Origin of the sequence: Nonomuraea polychroma (assembly GCF_004011505.1) — a bacterium.
Classification (GTDB): Bacteria; Actinomycetota; Actinomycetes; order Streptosporangiales; family Streptosporangiaceae; genus Nonomuraea; species Nonomuraea polychroma.
In genome coordinates, this window is record NZ_SAUN01000001.1 from 6,198,334 (window position 1) to 6,214,278 (window position 15,945).

The window sequence follows — 15,945 nt, forward strand, 5'->3', positions numbered from 1 at the left end:
CGCGGGCCGGAGGGGCCAGGCCGACCTCAGTCGCCGTTGAGCACGCGGGTCACCCATTCCAGGGTGCCCGTGCGCAGGGCCTCCTCCGCCAAGCGCTTGCCGCTCGGGGTCGTGAGGGCGGCCAGCGAGCTGTCGATCCACCCCTGGACGTTCTGGTGCCCCTGCTCGCGGTATTCGACGGCCTGGATGAGGCACTCCAGCTTGTCGGCGTCCCGCGCGCAGACGGCCTCGACGCTCGACCTGTCCTCGTACTCGGCCACCGCGTCGCGCACCATGTCCGCCACCGGCGCGGTCACGTCCCGCACCTGGTCGGCGGTGACCTCCTCGTTGGGCGCGGCCTTGAGGTAACGCTTGCCGATGTAGGGGATGTCGGTGATGCGCGTTTCCTGCGTGTCGTGGAACAGCGCCATGAAGGCGGCCCGTTCCGGGTCGCCGCCCTCCAGCTTGGCCAGCGCGGCGGCGATGATCGCGGCGCGGAAGGAGTGCTCCGCGACGCTCTCCGGGTCGCGTACGCCGGCGACCAGCCAACCGGTCCGCTTGTAACGTTTGAGCAGCCCGAACTCGTACAGCAGCCCGGCCAGCCCCGTCTCATCGCCTGTCACGAGGACCCCCTCTCGTCATGCGCAGGACCCAAGAGCCTAAACGACGCTTCCGGCTGCCGTTGAAGGGACGGTCCCGGCCCCCGTCGGCGGTGCGCCGGCGAGGACACGAGGCACCGGCAAATATCGCAAATTTCGACAAATGCCGCGACCATTCCTGGGTAGCGGCATTTGCCATCGACGGATCCGAGGAGACGATTTTCCGCACGGCCCGTCCGCCGTGTTGCCGGTGCGGTTCTTCCCGCTGGACCCATGAATCGTCGGGCTCGTGGCCGGACATTTCCCCGTCCGGGTACTCAAGCGGATTTGTGTGGATGCTTCACGTGCTCGCGCGAGCCATTGTGGTGGTGCCCGCCCGGCCCCGTCGGGCCGGGTGGTTCCGAGTCGTCCTAGTCGTGGGCTCCGCGGTAGTGCCAGGACCCGTTGTAGTGCCTGTGGAGGCGGTCGTAGTAGTACCGGTTACCGGGGTGCCAGCCGTAGTGGTGGCCGCGCCAGCCGGGGTGGTAGCGCCACCAGCCGTAACTGCAGCGGTAGTTCCACGCGCAGTAGTGCGGCGGCGTCTCGTGCGAGCTGACCGAGACCCCGGCCGTGGCGGTCGAGCTCGCGCTGGCCACCGCCTGACCGGCGGGCAGGAGCATGACCCCGGCGGCCGCGGCGGCCAGAGCCAGTGTCGCGACGCGCGTGCGCGTGCGCAGTTGCCGACTTTCGGTATTCAGGTGCATTCGACTTCCATTCATGGATAGATCGGCCGCGACTCCGGCGCCCGAATGTCGTGGGACGCCGGACGGAAGCAGAATTACCCATCCACGAAATCGCAGTTAACTTCTCCGGACCTCAACAACGCGTCAAATCACCGGCGCCACCCAGAGGCGTTGCCAAACAACGGTTTCCTGCTTGTTTGCGCAGCGCGCGGCGTGTCGCCGGTCTTTTTCGCCGGGTCAGTCGTCGATCGCCGCGTACGCCAGCGTCCAGAAGTCCTGGAACACGCGCGGGGGCAGGGGTGAGCCCAGGGCCCGCTGGGTGAGCAGGATGCCGATCAGGTCCTCGCCGGGGTCGACGTACGCCTCGGTGCCCAGGCCGCCGGTCCAGCCGAACCGGCCGGGGCCGACGGCCAGGTCGTTGCGGCGCGCGTCGACCGCGAGGCCGAACCCCCAGCCGCCCGACCCGAGGAACATCTCGTTGCCGGCCTTCTGAGCGGCTGTGAGGTGGTCGGTGGTCATCAGCTCGACCGCGGGCCTGGACAGGATGCGGCCGCCGTCGTACCGGCCGTTGCGCAGCAGCATGCGGCAGAAGGCCAGGTAGTCGTCGGCGGTCGAGAGCAGGCTCGGTCCACCGCTGCCGGAAGGGAAGACCGGCGGCCGGTCCCACGCGCCCTCGCGCGGGCCCGGGCGCGGGGTCAGCGCGCCGGTGCCCGGGGCGGGGGCGTACGACGCCGCGAGCCGGCCGAGCTTCTCCTTCGGCAGGTGGAAGCCGGTGTCGCGCATGCCCAGAGGCTCGAAGACCCGCTCGTGCAGGAACTCGGCGAAGGGCCGGCCCGCGGCGCGGGCGATCAGCACGCCGAGCACGTCGGCCCCGATGTTGTACATCCACGTCGTCCCCGGCTGGTGCACCAGAGGCAGCGCGCCGAGCCGCTTGATCCACTCGTCCGGCCCGAACGGGGGCCCGTCGGGGCCGATCCCCAGCCCGGCCTCCGCCATCGCCCGTCCGATCGGGCTGTCGCCCAGCACCAGGCCGGCGCCCAGGCGGAAGGTCAGCAGGTCGCGTACGGTGATCGCGCGCTCGGCGGGGACGGTGTCGTCGAGCGGTCCGCCGGGGTGGCGCAGCACGCGCGGTGCGGCCAGCTCCGGGAGCAGGTCGTCCACCGGGTCGTCCAGCCGCAGCCGGCATTCCTCGACCAGGATCATGGTGGCGACCGCGGTGATCGGCTTGACCATCGACGCCATGCGGAAGATCGTGTCGCGGCGCATCGGGGCGTCGCCGCCCAGCTCCTGGGTGCCCAGCGCGGCCACGTGTGTCTCGCCGCGCCGGTGCACCAGCGCGACCACCCCCGGCATGTCGCCGTCCGCCACCGCCTGGGCCAGCGCCTCCCGCATGCGGCCGAGCCGCGCCGCCGACAACCCTCCGGCCTGCTCACCCATGGGACCCCTCCCGTCGGTCTGCCCTTCCAGAGAACAGACCGCCGCGAGGCGCGCAACTCATCGGTCCGAACGGCCCCACCCGATCCGGCATCCTCGCCGCAGCCCGGCCCGGCCTCGCCCTCTCGCCCTGTCCTCTCGTCCCGCTCGCTCGCACGCCCTACGTACAGTCGCCAGTGGCGTGTGGGGTCAGGGGCCGGAGAGGGCGGGGGCCGTGGTCAGGACGTCCCGGGCCAGGGCCAGGTCGCCGGCCAGCTCGGCCGGGAAGTCCGCCGGGTCTCCCCGGCCACCCAGCAGGAAGCAGAACTTCACCACGTCGGCGCTGATGTGGGCGTCAGGTTCGCCGGGCTCGCTGTCCTCCACCCCCAGGGGCAGCAGCCACTCACCACCGCCCGGCCCGGTCAGCGTCAGGTGCAGGGTGCGGCCCGCGCCGTTGAGCCCGGAGAAGAGCATCGTCCAGGGCAGCAGGCGGGCGCACAGGTCAGCGGTGGGCCGGATGTGCTCGGGGATCGGGTCGGGGAGCCGGAGCCGGGCCGTCTTGGCGGCGTCGTCCGTGTGGATCCACGTCTCCAGGCCCCTGGCGAGGATGTGGTCGCTCACCGGGACCTCCAGGCCGTCCAGGGTGGCCGGCGTGGTCGGCGGCAGATCCGCCAGGTGGCGGCAGAGCGCGTCAGCCTGGGCCCGCCAGTCCCGCCGGGTCTGCTCGGGGCTGCGGGCTCGCTCGTACGCCTGCACGTCGCTCGTACGCCCCAGCGAGTCGGCCGCCCCGATGGGCGGGCCGAGCACGGGAGCGCCGACGCAAGCGGCGATGAGGCCGTCCTTGGCGGCCAGATGGGCGACGAGCTCCTGCAGCGTCCAGCCCTCGACGATCACGCGTGACCAGTCGTCCTCGGCGGCCGAGGCCAGCAGCGCGTCCATGGCGGCCACGCGGCCTGCGTACGGCTCCGCCCAGGCCGCGGTGGGAGCCGCGGGCCGGCGCCGCGCCCGGGCCCCGGCCAGGAGCTGGGGCCGCAGCGAGCCGGTCGGCACCGCCGGTTCCTCCATCAACGCGTCCAGGTAGAGACGCTCGACGGGGTCCATCACACCTCTTCCTCCGCCAGCGCGTCCGCCAGCCGCTTCAGGGCCAGCCGGATGCGCGATTTGGCCGTGCCCTCGGGCACGCCCAGTTCCTCGCCGACCTGCCGATATGTTCTGCCCCCGAAGTAGGCTAACTCGATCGCCTGTCTGAGGCCGTCTGGCAGTGACGTCACGGCCTGCCGCACCCGCGCGGCCTCGTCGGCGGCGAGCACGGTGTCCTCCAGCCTGACCGGCTCCCGCTCGAACAGCCGGGGCCCGAGCGCCGACACGCGCCGCCGCTCCTCGGCGCGGACGTGGTCCACCGCCCGGCGGTGCGCGATCGTCGCGAGCCAGGCGCGCAACGTGCCGCGATCCGGGTCGTAGGCCAGCGGCCGTTCCCAGAAGATCAGGAACACCTCTTGCGTGATGTCTTCTGCGATCACCCGGTCCCTGGTGACACGCAGCGAGAGACCGAAGATCAGCGAGGAGAACCGATCGTAGACCTCTCCCAGCGCCGACTCATCGCCGCCGACCACCCGCTGATGCAGCAGCCGGTCGTCGTACGGTGCCTCCACTGGCACCACACTCCCGTTTCATCCGGCGGACCAAGGCGGCAGATGCGCCGCGACCCGAGCATGCCATTATTCGCCGGAAATGTAGAGCCGGATGACTGGCGCGCGACACTTTGTCAGTCGTCGATCAGGCCACGATAGTGTCGGAAGTCCACGACGGAGGGAGCACATAGCCATGGCCACCACACGCACCGCAACCACCCAGTGGAAGGGCGCCCTGCTCGACGGTTCGGGCACCGTCTCGCTGGACACCTCGGGCGTCGGCACGTTCGAGGTCTCCTGGCCCTCCAGGGCCGAGGCGGCGAACGGCAAGACCTCGCCGGAGGAGCTCATCGCGGCCGCGCACTCGTCCTGTTTCTCGATGGCGCTCTCGCACGGCCTGGCCGGCGCCGGCACGCCGCCGGAGTCGCTGCAGACCAGCGCGGACGTGACGTTCCAGCCGGGTGAGGGCATCACGGGCATCGTGCTCACCGTGAAGGGCCACGTGCCGGGCATCTCGGCCGAGCAGTTCCAGGAGGCCGCCGAGGCCGCCAAGGCCAACTGCCCGGTCAGCAAGGCACTGGCGGGCACGACGATCAGCCTCAAGGCCGAGCTGCTCTGACGTTCCTCCGCCCGCCCTCGACGCCGTTCCCGGTCTCCCCTCCGAGGCCGCCGGGCGGCGTCGCGGGCGACGTGAGCCGTTCCGGCGCCGTGTCCCGCGACGCCGGGTGGCGCGACCGACCGGGACTGTAGGTGTCCTGGTCGAGAGGCCATCGGCTCATTGAGGACCAAGAGCGGTTATCCCGTGCGACAATTGGGCCACATGCGCGAGGTCTGGCCGGGCGAGCCCTATCCACTCGGCGCTACCTGGGATGGTGTTGGCACCAGCTTTTCGGTGTTCTCCGAGGTCGCCGAGCGGATCGAGCTGTCCCTTTTTCACGATGACGGCACCGAAGAGCGGGTGGATCTGCCCGAGGTCGACGGTTTCGTCTGGCATGGCTACCTGCCGGGGATCCAACCCGGGCAGCGATACGGCTACCGTGTGCACGGCCCCTACGTCCCGTCGCAGGGACACCGGTGCAACCCCGCCAAGCTGCTGCTCGACCCCTACGCCAAGGCCATCGACGGTGAGCTGAGCTGGAACCAGGCGCTGTTCCCCTACTACTTCACCGATCCCTCACGGCGCAACACCGAGGACAGCGCGCCCTACATGCCGAAGAACGTGGTCATCAACCCGTTCTTCGAGTGGGGCAACGACCGGCCGCCGCGCATCCCGTACCACCAGACGGTGATCTACGAGGCCCACGTGCGGGGGCTCACCATGCGTCACCCCGACGTGCCGCCGGACCTGCGGGGCACGTACGCGGCCATGGGGCATCCGGCGATCATCGATCACCTGCTGTCGCTGGGGGTCACGGCGGTCGAGCTGATGCCGGTGCACCACTACGTGCCCGAGCACTTCCTGGTGGCGCGCGGGCTGACCAACTACTGGGGCTACAACACCATGGCCTACCTGGCGCCCCACGGCCGCTACTCGAGCGCGGGCACGCGGGGGCAGCAGGTGCTGGAGTTCAAGGCCATGGTGCGGGCGCTGCACGAGGCGGGCATCGAGGTCATTCTCGACGTGGTCTACAACCACACGGCCGAGGGCGACCACATGGGGCCCACGCTGGGGTTCAGGGGGATCGACAACACGGCCTACTACCGGCTGCACGACGGCGACCGGCGCTACTACCTCGACTACACCGGGTGCGGCAACTCCCTCAACGTGCGCTCGCCGCACGCGCTGCAGCTGATCATGGACTCGCTGCGGTACTGGGTGCTGGAGATGCATGTCGACGGGTTCCGCTTCGACCTGGCGTCGGCGCTCGCGCGTGAGTTGCACGACGTCGACCGGCTGAGCGCGTTCTTCGACCTGATCCAGCAGGATCCGGTGATCTCCCAGGTCAAGCTGATCGCCGAGCCGTGGGACGTCGGGCCCGGCGGCTACCAGGTCGGGAATTTCCCGCCCTTGTGGACGGAGTGGAACGGCAAATATCGGGACATCGTCCGCGATTTCTGGAGGGGTACGCATTCCGCCCTCCCCGAGTTCGCCTCCCGCCTGACCGGCTCCGCCGATCTCTACGAGTCGTCCGGCCGCCGCCCGGTCGCCTCGATCAACTTCGTGACCTGCCACGACGGGTTCACGCTCACCGACCTGGTGTCTTACGACCACAAGCACAACGAGGCCAACGGCGAGGACAACCGCGACGGCACCAACGACAACCGCTCGTGGAACTGCGGCGCCGAGGGCCCCGTCGAGGACCCCGGCATCGTCACGCTCCGCCGCCGCCAGCGCCGCAACTTCCTGGCCACGCTGTTCCTGTCGCAGGGCGTGCCGATGTTGTCCCACGGCGACGAGATCGGCCGCACCCAGCGCGGCAACAACAACGCCTACTGCCAGGACAACGAGCTGGCGTGGGTGGACTGGTCGCTGCTGCGCACCGAGTCCGACCTGCTGGAGTTCGTCCGCGCGCTGTCGAAGCTGCGCCGAGAGCACCCGGTCTTCCAGCGCCGCCGCTTCTTCCACGGCCGCCACCCCGACAACGGCGACCGCGACCTGGTCTGGCTCAGGCCGGGCGGCGCCGAGATGACGGCGGGCGACTGGCACATCAGCTACGCCAAGTCGCTCATGGTCTACCTCAACGGCGAGGCCATCACCGAGCCCGGGCCGCGGGGCGAGCGGATCGTGGACGACTCGTTCCTGCTGCTGATCAACGCGCACCACGAGAACATGACGTTCACGCTGCCCGGCGAGGAGTTCGGCTCCGGATGGCTGCCCGTGCTCGACACCAGCCACGACACGGTGGAAGAGGTGTTCGCCGAGGACGGGTGGCAAGCCGGCGACGTGGTGGCCGTCACGGCACGCTCGCTCCAGGTGCTCAGGCGGCCGCGCTCAGGCCGTTAGGGCCGGTCAGAAGATGCGCGCGGTGCTGGCCGCGAGGAACACCAGCACGAACGTCGTCACGCCGGCCACCCCGTGCAACGTCACCGCCAGCAGCGGGAAGCCCGGCCCGTCCTTCTCGTGCCGCCCCGCCCCGAGCCATCGCGTGAACATGGCGAACCCCAGCAGAGCGGCCACCGCCAGCCCGCCGAACGCCACCCACGCCAGCACCCGGCTGCCGGTAAGCAGGCCGGCGATCCAGCACACCAGTGCCGACACCGCGAGCGTCGGGTGGGAGAAGACCAGCGTCGCCGGGAAACGGGTGACCTTGGCCCGGCGCATGCCGCCTCCTGAGAGCCAGAGGTAGAGCAGGTACAGCCCGGCGAGTGCGGTGATCGTCCACGTCCCGACGGTGACCAGGCCCACGGGCCCCTCCCCTGTCCGTCCGATCCCTGTTGTCACGTTAAGCCGAGAGTCGCCGGTATGTCTCTCCTTAGCGGAAAGCGGCATCTGCCCCACCGCCGCCTCCCCCGCTGCGCGGCCGGGAGGTGGCGGGTGGGACGGCGAGCTGGGCGGGGTCGTATCGGGCGGTGAGCGGGGTGGGGCGGTTGTCGGCCGGGTGTGCCAAGGTAGAGGGGTGCGGCGCATCTATCCCGACATACAGGACAATCCAGACATCGCGCAGGCGTACGCCTATCCGGAGGGCCGGCCGTGGCTGCGCCTCAACATGGTCGCGAGCGCCGACGGCGCCGCCTGGTTGAAAGGCCGCTCCGGCGGCCTGTCCAGCACCGGCGACAAGCGCATCTTCCAGGTCCTGCGCGGGCTGGCCGACGTCGTCGTCGCGGGCGCCTCGACCGTTCGCAAGGAGGGGTACGGCCCGGTCAAGCCCCGTGACTCGTGGGCGGAGATCCGCGCGGGCCGCCCCGACGTGCCGCACATCGCGGTCATCAGCCGCAGCCTCGGCTTCGACCTCGACGACGAGCTGTTCACCGCCGCCACCAGCCAGACCATCGTGATCACCTGCGAGTCCGCGCCGCACGAGCGGCGCAAGGAGCTCGCCAGGCACAACGACGTCATCGTGGCCGGCGAGGACAGCGTCGACCTGCGGCTGGCCGTGGCGCAGTTGCACGAGCGGGGGCTGACGAGGATCCTGTGCGAGGGCGGACCCCGGGTCAACGCCCAGCTGTCGGCCTGCGACCTGGTCGACGAGCTGTGTCTGTCGATCAGCCCGATGCTGGTCGGGGGCGGCGCGGCGCGCATTCAGAACGGCGAGCCCGCGCAGGTCACACTGGATCTGAAGCAGGTGCTGGAAGAGGAGGGGGTCCTCTTCTGCAGGTACGTGAGGGAGCACAGCTGATGAGCGAGCCGACGGAGCCGACCGGGACGGTCGAAGAGCCGGAGCCGGTGCCGAATCTGCCGGTGCGGCCGCCGGTGCCGCCCATGCTGGCCAAGCCGGTCAAGGCCATGCCGAAGCAGGACGGCACGCTGTTCTACGAGCCGAAGTGGGACGGATTCCGCTGCATCGTGTTCCGCGACGGGGACGAGGTCTATCTGGGCAGCCGCAACGAGCGCCCGTTCACCCGCTACTTCCCCGAGCTGGTCGAGGCGGTGCGGGCGGAGCTGCCGGACAGGTGCGTGGTGGACGGCGAGATCGTGTTGCCCACGGGGTCGCAGCTGGACTTCGACGCCCTGCAGCAGCGCATCCACCCGGCCGCGTCGCGGGTGAAGATGTTGTCGGAGCGCACGCCGGCCCAGTTCATCGCGTTCGACCTGCTGGCACTGGGGGACGAGTCGCTGATGGAGGCGCCGTTCGCGCAGCGGCGCGCACGGCTGGAGGGCATCTTCCCGGAGAAGGTCGGGTCCGTGCGGCTGACCCCCGTCACGACCAGCGACGAGCAGGCGCGCGAGTGGTTCGAGACGTTCGAGGGCGCGGGGCTGGACGGCATCATCGTCAAGCCGGGCGACCAGCCCTACGTGCCGGACAAGCGCACGATGTTCAAGGTCAAGCACGAGCGCACGGCCGACGTCGTGGTGTGCGGCTACCGGGAGCACAAGTCGGGTCCGGTCGTCGGGTCGCTGCTGCTCGGGCTCTACGGGGACGACGGCAGGCTGCACCACGTGGGTGTGGCGGCCTCGTTCCCGATGGCGCGCAGGGCCGAGCTGGTGGAGGAGCTGAAGCCGCTCGTCGCCGAGCTGAGCGAGCATCCGTGGGGGCACTGGGCCGAGCAGGCGGCGGCCACCATCGGCCAGCCGGCCGCAGGGCCTTCCAGGGGCGGGCAGCGGGTGCCCGGGGCGGTGTCGCGGTGGAACGCCAAGAAGGACCTGTCGTTCATCCCGCTGCGGCCGGAGCGGGTGATGGAGGTGGCCTACGACCAGATGGAAGGCGACCGGTTCCGGCACACCGCGCACTTCCGCCGCTGGCGGCCGGATCGCACGCCTGAGTCGTGCACGTACGAGCAGCTCGAGCGTCCCGTCAGTTACAACCTTGACGACATCCTTGCCCGCTAGCCCGATATCCCGATATATCTCGATGCATGAGTACTGGGGATGAGTTAAAGGCCGCTGTGTCCGCCCGCCGCGAGCTCGGGCCCGAGTTCGAGGACGCCATCGTGGAGTCATTCCTGGACAAGATGGGCAAGGAGGTCGACCGGCGGGTGGACGAGCGCCTGGCCCAGGCGGCCCCGAAGTCGGTCGCCCACCAGGGGCCGAGCGACACGCAGCGGCTCGCCCTGGCGATCGTGTCGCTCGGTCTCGGCACCCTCACCACCATCTTGTTCGTCCTGGTGGGCGACGGCCGTGCGGGCTACATCATCCCGATCTGGGTCGCGATCATCATCGTCAACGTGTTGTTCAACAACAATCGGGGCAAGAGCGGCTAGACCAGCCAGATGAGCCCCGCGAAGCGGCCGCCGGGCTGCTCGCGGCGGTGGGAGTAGAGCTCTTCCGACTCGATCGTGCAGCGGGCGTCGTGGCGGATGTCCGCCAGCCCTGCCGCCCTGAGCTGGGCCTCGATGCCGGCCCGCAGGTCGAGAGCGGGCGTGCCCCACGACGTCGTGGACCAGGTCTCGGGGACCTTCGACGCCACCTGCTCGCGCAGCGCGGCGGGCACCTCGTAGCAGCGACCGCAGGCGCCGGGCCCGACCAGCGCCACCATCCTGCCCGGCGCGGCGCCCTTGGCGGCCATGGCCGCCACCAGGGCGGCGGCGATGCCGGCCTCGGTGCCGGGCCGGCCGGAGTGCGCGGCGCCGACCATCCGGGCCTCCGGGTCGGCCACCAGCACCGCAGGGCAGTCGGCTCCGAGCGAGGCCAGCGCCAGCCCCGGCTCGGTGGTGAACACACCATCGAGTGGCGGCGGGTCGTCGCCGAAGGGCTCACTCACGTACGCGACGTCGGCGCTGTGGACCTGGCGCATGTAGACGACGGCCCGCACGTCCAGCTCGGCCGCCAGGCCCGCACGGTTGGCCCGCACGGCCGCGGGGTCGTCGCCGACCATGCCGCCGAGGTTGCGGGAGCCGTATGGCGGGGCGCTGACGCCGCCGTGCCGATCGGTGATGGCGACGTGAACTCCAGGGGCCAGTTCCATGCCTAGATCCTAAAGTCGCACGAGGAGGAGGTTGCCCATGACCAGTCTTGCTGATCTGCACGCCTTGATGCCCCGCCTCGGGCACCCGGTGGCGCAGGCCGCGTCCCCTGCCGGCACGAGCTTCGCCGACGGTGCGCCGTACCGCTTCGAGATTCCCAGCGTGGAGGGGCCCGCCGTGCTGGAGGCCGTGGGGGCGGAGGGCGACCGCCTCGGCGTGCCGGTCGCCAGAACCTCTCAGGGCAGCGGCGTGATGATGCTGGCCGAGATCCGGGCCGCAGCGGCCACCTCGGCGTGGTGCCGCGCGAGCTGGGCCGCGAGCGGGTGCGGCGGGCCGCGCTGGCGCAGCGGCTGATCGAGCAGCTCGATCCCGAGCCGGCCAAGCAGCCGCCCGCGCACTCCCGCCCTTCCGACCTGGGCGTGCCCGAGGTCCAGCCGCTGCTAGGCGTGCAGGCGGTGGACCCTGAGCGGGCCGCCGCCCCAGCGGCCGATCGCCTCCTCGTCGGCGAAGGCCAGCACGCGCATCATGTTGCCGCCGTCGCTGAGCTTCACGTTGCGCCGCAGCCGCGCCACCATGTCGAAGGGCAGCTTGGTGGTGCCGGCCTCGATGGTGTCGCCGTAGTGGGGGGCGAAGGCGACGCCCGCGAAGCCCGTACGGCCGAGCAACGTGCGCACCGTCTCCGAGGAGTAGAACATCAGGTGGTTCTTGGTGAAACCGCTCCACGCCGACCCGTACGCCTTGAGCAGCAGCGACCGGGCGTTGACGGTCAGGATGAGCAGCACCCCGCCGGGCGCCAGCAGACTCCGGAACGTCCTGAAGTCCTCCAGCGGCCTGGGCAGGTGCGCGAGCACCGACCAGAGCGTGATCACGTCGAACCCGCCCGCCGCGATCTCCGGCACGTCCTCGGGCGCGCCGAAGTAGGTCCGCGCCGTGTCCAGCCGCTCGTTGGCCTGCTCGACGGACTCCGGCGACAGGTCCACGCCGTAGGCGTCGAACCCGCGTTTCTCGGCCAGCTCCAGGAACAGGCCCACGCCGGAGCCGAAGTCCAGCAGCCGGCGCTCCTTGCCCTCGTCGAACACCGGCGAGAACGCCTTCATGGTCAGCTCGTAGCGGCGTTGCCGGTTGGCGGCGTACTTGCCGGACAGGAACTTGCTGTAGCCGGTGGCGTAGAGGTCGCCGAGGCGTTCGGGGCGGACGTTCGGATTGCGGTAGAGGAAGCCGCAGGACGGGCAGCGGACGACGTAGTAGCGCCATGATCCCGGGCCGCCGGTCGGCTGGAACAGGGGCTGCTGGCGGGATTCCCCGCACATCATGCAGCTGAGGAACTCCTCGATCTCGCCCAGTGGCCGGCGCCGTTGGTATTCCTCCAGCGACATGACCGGCGCCCGCCCGGTCAGCCATTTCCATTGCGCCTCGCGGATCAGCCGCTCGCCGGGCCGCACGTAGACCCGCTGGCCCCAGGGAACACGGTCGTAACGGGAGCCGTACGCGAGGCGTCCCAAAAGTCGTCGATATGACATAGCCACCACCCTGCGAAGCGTTTTGCCCCACACCCCAGCGACTATGCGTCCGTGTTCGGGCGCTTTACAGGCTCTTGGCGACGAGACACGGGCTCTCATCGACATATCGGGATTTATGGCCTGATGTTATCAAGCAAGCATATGCTTGGTACGTGTCTGACTACCGTAATCTGATCGGCGGCGAGCTCGTCGCCGCAGCCCGGACAATGGACTCGGTCGACCCGGCCACCGGCGAGGTGTGGACGCGGATCCCGGCGAGCGGCCCCACCGAGGCCGAGGCCGCCGTGGCGGCGGCCCGCACGGCATTCCCCGCCTGGTCGGCGCTGCCCGCCCTGGCCAGGGCGCACCACCTGCGCAAGGTGTCGGAGGTCTTCGGCCGGCACGCCGAAGAACTGGCCAGGCTGGAGACCCGCGACAACGGCAGGATCCTGCGGGACACGTTGAAGAAGGACCTGCCGGGGATGGCGTACCTGTGGCAGCTGGCCGCCGGGCAGTGCCTGGACGCGGTCAAGGGCGACACGGTCATCCTCGGTCCTGACGCGCTCGGGCTGACGCGGCGGGAGCCGCACGGTGTGGTGGTCTGCATCATCCCGTGGAACTCCCCCATCTCGACCTTCTCCGCGAAGGCCGCGTACGCGCTGGCGGCCGGCAACACCGTGATCGTCAAGCCGGCCGAGCAGGCGAGCGCGTCGGTGCTGCGGCTGGGCGAGCTGCTGGCCGAGGTGTTCCCGCCCGGGGTGCTGAACATCGTCAGCGGCCTGGGTGAGGAGGTCGGGGACGCCCTCGTGCGGCACCGCGACGTCGGCAAGATCAGCCTCACCGGCTCGACGGCGACCGGCCAGGCGATCACCCGGGCGTCGGCGGACGCATTGAAGCCGATGACGTTCGAGCTGGGTGGCAAGTCGCCCAATATCGTGTTTCCGGATGCCGACCTGGACGCGGCCACCCAGGGCGTCACCGTGAACTCGATCTACACCGGGAACGCCGGGCAGGTCTGCGTGGCCGGCTCGCGCATCCTCATCCACCGCTCGATCTGGGACGACATGCTGGGCCGGATCCGCGACGTCTGCGCGGGGCTGGTGCTGAACGACCCGCAGGACCTGGCGACGACGATGGGCCCGATCGTGTCGGCGGGGCAGTTCGAGCGCGTGACCTCGTACCTGGAGCTGGCCGAGAAGGAGGGCGCCAGGCTGGTCTTCGGCGGCCGGAGCGGCGCCGACGTGGTGCCCGGGCTGCCGGGCGGCTATTGGGTGGAGCCGACGTTGTTCACGACGGAGGACAACTCGCTGCGGGTGTGCCAGGAGGAGATCTTCGGGCCGGTGGCGGTGGCGTTGCCGTTCGAGACGGAGGAGGAGGCGCTGCGGATCGCCAACGACTCCCCGTACGGGCTGGCGGCCGGCGTCTGGACCCGCGACCTCGGCCGCGCGCACCGCTTCGTCCGGGATCTGCAGAGCGGCACGGTGTGGGTGAACACCTTCCGCCAGATGCCGCCGGGCCTGCCGTTCGGGGGCGTCAAGGACAGCGGGTACGGCCACGATTCGGTCCTCGAGTTCACCCGCGAAAAGGCCGCCATTATCCAGATCTAGTCGGATAGATTTGCCCCTCGTGAGCGAGGGGATCAAGGACCACTCCGGCCTTTCGGAGGCAGCCGCCCAGTCACGGGCGTCGGTGCTGCGTAGCCGCGCCGAATCGTACATCGCCCTGTCGCGGCATGACGCCGCGATCGCGGATCTGACGGAGTCGATCGCCCTGGCGCCCGACAACGCCCGCGCCTGGCGCCTGCGCGGGGAGAGCCACCGCATGATCGAGCGGTACGAGGCCGCGCTGGAGGACTTCGACGAGGCACTGAAGCTGGAACCGGACAGCGCGTACGCGCTCGGCTCGCGCGGCCAGACCCACGCCGCGATGGGCCGCCTGGAGGAGGCCATGGCCGATTTCGATCATGCCCTCACCCTCTCCCCCGACTCGCTGTGGATCCTGGAGGCGAAGGCGGACGCCCTGGTGGACCTGGACCGCCTCGACGAGGCCCTGGACGAACACGCCAAGATCCTCGCCCTGAACGGCGACCTGCCCTACTCCTGGGTGGCCCGCGGCGACCTGTACCAGCGCATGCACCTGTACGTGGAGGCGATCGACGACTACACGAAGGCGCTGGACATCGACCCCGAGCACGTGCGCGCCCTCAGCAGACGAGGCGAGGCCCTGCGCATGGTGGACCGGTACGAGGAGGCGCTGTCGGACCTGAACCGAGCCCTGGACCTGGACCCGGACAATGACCGGGCGCTGGGCAGCAGGGGCGCGGTGCTGAGCGAACTGGGCGACAACGAGGCGGCGCTGACCGATCTGGACCGGGCGATCGAGCTGGACCCCGAGTACGTGTGGGCGTATCGGGTGCGCGGCGAGATCTTCCAGGAGCTGGAACGCCACGAGGAAGCAGTCTCCGACTTCACCCAAGCCCTCCACCTGGAATTCGGCGGCTAGGGGGCGGAGGGGAAGGCTCGGTCCTCGCCCGCTCTGGCGTCTTGCCGGTGGGCTCTCACCCCACAGGCGAGGGCTGCCTTTCGCGCACCCCGACGCATTACCTGCCGTAACTCAGACCCGCCATGAACACGGCCATCGCAGGCATGAGCCCCTCGGTGCGGAATGTCTCCCGCACCCGCGCGATGAACGCGCGATGTTCGGCGGCGTCCGGCAGGGCCTCCACCACCGGCGACTCGTGCGCCACGACGCGTCCGGACGCGTCCGGGATGTGCCGTGAGCTGCGCGATTGTGCCTGTTTGAGTGCGGACTGCCGGGTAGGTGGTGCGGGCGCAGGAGGGAGACGACATGTGTCTAAGCTGTGGCTGCGGAGAGCCGGAGAACGATCACGGTAATCCGGCCAACATCACCGCACAGGATCTGCGGAGCGCCGCTCAAGCGGCGGAAATCAGCCCGCAGGAGGCTGCCGAGAACATCCAGGCCGGAATCGGAGCCGGGTAGGATACCGGCCGCTCCTCGTGGCCCGGCGCGTCGGCAAGATGGAGCGCCGCCACGGGGAGCGTCACCTACCTACTTCCCGGTGGCCAGGGGCGCGCGAGAGCCGTACGCCGGACCGAACACCACCAGCAGCGCCAGGTCCTCGGTAACCTCGTCGAAGCGGTGCTCCTCACCCGCCGGCACGAAGATCACCGAACCAGGGCCCACCTCGGCCGCGCCGTCCAGTGTCACGATCTTGGCCCGGCCCGCGGTGACCACGTAGATCTCATCCTCGGTGTGCGGACTCTGATCGTCACGCCCGCCGGCCGGGATGCAGTACGTTCCGACCGACAGGTCCGGCACCCTCAGGTGCTCCACCCAATCGTTGGCCGCTCCGGCGGCGAGCGGTGTCCACACCCCCGCGCCCTCGATGATCTCCATAGCGGAAGCATAGCCATGCACGACGCCGGCGTCTGCGCGCCGGTGGCCGGTCCGACGGGCGGTTACGCTCGCGTCGCGATGAAACGGAGTGCCTGTGTCCCGCGTCGGCTCATTGCCTCGCCGGAGTAGGTGACGCCTCTGCGGGACACAGGCACTCTGGTGCCGCTCGCGACGACCGGGATGA

General features: G+C 70.3%; 18 protein-coding genes. 8 read left to right on the plus strand and 10 right to left on the minus strand.

Annotation, left to right across the window (positions count from 1 at the left end):
* Positions 1–26: 26 nt before the first annotated feature.
* The 5 genes from EDD27_RS28230 to EDD27_RS28250 form a co-directional block, all read right to left on the minus strand.
* Complete coding sequence (locus EDD27_RS28230) at positions 27–602, minus strand: HD domain-containing protein (protein WP_127935069.1); 576 nt, start codon at positions 600–602, stop codon at positions 27–29.
* 386 nt (positions 603–988) lie between these two features.
* Entirely contained in the window at positions 989–1,321 is a 333-nt protein-coding gene (locus EDD27_RS28235) for a hypothetical protein (protein WP_127935070.1), read from the minus strand.
* Between the two features lie 216 nt (positions 1,322–1,537).
* The gene (locus tag EDD27_RS28240; RefSeq protein WP_127935071.1) at positions 1,538–2,737 is read right to left on the minus strand and encodes a serine hydrolase domain-containing protein; all 1,200 of its coding nucleotides are present in this window, start codon (positions 2,735–2,737) and stop codon (positions 1,538–1,540) included.
* 186 nt (positions 2,738–2,923) lie between these two features.
* Positions 2,924–3,814, minus strand: a complete 891-nt coding sequence (locus EDD27_RS28245) for a maleylpyruvate isomerase family mycothiol-dependent enzyme (RefSeq protein ID WP_127935072.1) — start codon at positions 3,812–3,814, stop codon at positions 2,924–2,926.
* Positions 3,814–4,371, minus strand: a complete 558-nt coding sequence (locus EDD27_RS28250) for a sigma-70 family RNA polymerase sigma factor (protein WP_206641690.1) — start codon at positions 4,369–4,371, stop codon at positions 3,814–3,816. Before EDD27_RS28250 ends, EDD27_RS28245 begins: the two co-directional genes overlap by 1 nt.
* A gap of 166 nt (positions 4,372–4,537) precedes the next feature.
* Here EDD27_RS28250 and EDD27_RS28255 point away from each other — a divergent pair, with 166 nt between their 5' ends.
* Positions 4,538–4,963: an OsmC family protein gene (locus EDD27_RS28255; protein ID WP_127935074.1), complete on the plus strand. Its 426-nt coding sequence runs from the start codon at positions 4,538–4,540 to the stop codon at positions 4,961–4,963.
* 201 nt (positions 4,964–5,164) lie between these two features.
* Positions 5,165–7,288 (plus strand): glycogen debranching protein GlgX, encoded by a 2,124-nt coding sequence (gene glgX, locus EDD27_RS28260; protein WP_127935075.1) that lies wholly within the window; start codon positions 5,165–5,167, stop codon positions 7,286–7,288.
* 6 nt (positions 7,289–7,294) lie between these two features.
* On the opposite strand, the gene EDD27_RS28265 is transcribed toward glgX, so the two are convergent.
* Complete coding sequence (locus tag EDD27_RS28265; protein WP_127935076.1) at positions 7,295–7,690, minus strand: hypothetical protein; 396 nt, start codon at positions 7,688–7,690, stop codon at positions 7,295–7,297.
* A gap of 211 nt (positions 7,691–7,901) precedes the next feature.
* Here EDD27_RS28265 and EDD27_RS28270 point away from each other — a divergent pair, with 211 nt between their 5' ends.
* From EDD27_RS28270 to EDD27_RS28280, 3 genes are read left to right on the plus strand one after another with little or no spacing between them, the layout of a single operon-like run.
* A complete protein-coding gene (locus EDD27_RS28270) occupies positions 7,902–8,621 on the plus strand; it encodes a pyrimidine reductase family protein (protein WP_127935077.1) in 720 nt (239 codons plus the stop codon).
* Positions 8,621–9,772, plus strand: a complete 1,152-nt coding sequence (locus EDD27_RS28275) for an ATP-dependent DNA ligase (protein WP_127935078.1) — start codon at positions 8,621–8,623, stop codon at positions 9,770–9,772. The genes EDD27_RS28270 and EDD27_RS28275 overlap by 1 nt, the downstream gene beginning before the upstream one ends.
* A 26-nt stretch (positions 9,773–9,798) precedes the next feature.
* Complete coding sequence (locus tag EDD27_RS28280; protein ID WP_127935079.1) at positions 9,799–10,143, plus strand: hypothetical protein; 345 nt, start codon at positions 9,799–9,801, stop codon at positions 10,141–10,143.
* On the opposite strand, the gene pgeF is transcribed toward EDD27_RS28280, so the two are convergent.
* Entirely contained in the window at positions 10,140–10,847 is a 708-nt protein-coding gene (gene pgeF / locus EDD27_RS28285; RefSeq protein ID WP_127935080.1) for a peptidoglycan editing factor PgeF, read from the minus strand. The two genes, EDD27_RS28280 and pgeF, sit on opposite strands and share 4 nt — an antisense overlap.
* Before the next feature lie 37 nt (positions 10,848–10,884).
* On the opposite strand from pgeF, the gene EDD27_RS28290 reads away from it, so the two are divergent.
* A complete protein-coding gene (locus tag EDD27_RS28290; protein ID WP_127935081.1) occupies positions 10,885–11,199 on the plus strand; it encodes a hypothetical protein in 315 nt (104 codons plus the stop codon).
* An 86-nt stretch (positions 11,200–11,285) separates the two neighbouring features.
* On the opposite strand, the gene EDD27_RS28295 is transcribed toward EDD27_RS28290, so the two are convergent.
* The gene (locus tag EDD27_RS28295) at positions 11,286–12,365 is read right to left on the minus strand and encodes a class I SAM-dependent methyltransferase (protein WP_164903826.1); all 1,080 of its coding nucleotides are present in this window, start codon (positions 12,363–12,365) and stop codon (positions 11,286–11,288) included.
* 152 nt (positions 12,366–12,517) lie between these two features.
* Here EDD27_RS28295 and EDD27_RS28300 point away from each other — a divergent pair, with 152 nt between their 5' ends.
* Positions 12,518–13,951, plus strand: coding sequence for an aldehyde dehydrogenase family protein (locus EDD27_RS28300; protein ID WP_127935083.1), 1,434 nt, complete (start codon positions 12,518–12,520; stop codon positions 13,949–13,951).
* 19 nt (positions 13,952–13,970) lie between these two features.
* Positions 13,971–14,846 (plus strand): tetratricopeptide repeat protein, encoded by an 876-nt coding sequence (locus tag EDD27_RS28305; RefSeq protein ID WP_127935084.1) that lies wholly within the window; start codon positions 13,971–13,973, stop codon positions 14,844–14,846.
* 97 nt (positions 14,847–14,943) lie between these two features.
* Here the strand turns inward: EDD27_RS28305 and EDD27_RS28310 are convergent, their stop codons facing one another.
* On the minus strand, positions 14,944–15,090 hold the full coding sequence (locus EDD27_RS28310) for a hypothetical protein (RefSeq protein WP_206641691.1): 147 nt from the start codon (positions 15,088–15,090) through the stop codon (positions 14,944–14,946).
* A 323-nt stretch (positions 15,091–15,413) separates the two neighbouring features.
* Positions 15,414–15,761 (minus strand): cupin domain-containing protein, encoded by a 348-nt coding sequence (locus EDD27_RS28315; protein WP_127935085.1) that lies wholly within the window; start codon positions 15,759–15,761, stop codon positions 15,414–15,416.
* Positions 15,762–15,945: the final 184 nt, after the last annotated feature.

Bases quoted from the DNA above. Each gene is read 5' to 3' on its own strand.
- EDD27_RS28235 (WP_127935070.1), bottom strand. From the start codon at position 1,321: ATGCACCTGAATACCGAAAGTCGGCAACTGCGCACGCGCACGCGCGTC.
- EDD27_RS28240 (WP_127935071.1), bottom strand. From the start codon at position 2,737: ATGGGTGAGCAGGCCGGAGGGTTGTCGGCGGCGCGGCTCGGCCGCATG.
- EDD27_RS28245 (WP_127935072.1), bottom strand. From the start codon at position 3,814: ATGGACCCCGTCGAGCGTCTCTACCTGGACGCGTTGATGGAGGAACCG.
- EDD27_RS28255 (WP_127935074.1), top strand. From the start codon at position 4,538: ATGGCCACCACACGCACCGCAACCACCCAGTGGAAGGGCGCCCTGCTC.
- glgX (WP_127935075.1), top strand. From the start codon at position 5,165: ATGCGCGAGGTCTGGCCGGGCGAGCCCTATCCACTCGGCGCTACCTGG.
- EDD27_RS28275 (WP_127935078.1), top strand. From the start codon at position 8,621: ATGAGCGAGCCGACGGAGCCGACCGGGACGGTCGAAGAGCCGGAGCCG.
- EDD27_RS28280 (WP_127935079.1), top strand. From the start codon at position 9,799: ATGAGTACTGGGGATGAGTTAAAGGCCGCTGTGTCCGCCCGCCGCGAG.
- pgeF (WP_127935080.1), bottom strand. From the start codon at position 10,847: ATGGAACTGGCCCCTGGAGTTCACGTCGCCATCACCGATCGGCACGGC.
- EDD27_RS28290 (WP_127935081.1), top strand. From the start codon at position 10,885: ATGACCAGTCTTGCTGATCTGCACGCCTTGATGCCCCGCCTCGGGCAC.
- EDD27_RS28295 (WP_164903826.1), bottom strand. From the start codon at position 12,365: ATGTCATATCGACGACTTTTGGGACGCCTCGCGTACGGCTCCCGTTAC.
- EDD27_RS28315 (WP_127935085.1), bottom strand. From the start codon at position 15,761: ATGGAGATCATCGAGGGCGCGGGGGTGTGGACACCGCTCGCCGCCGGA.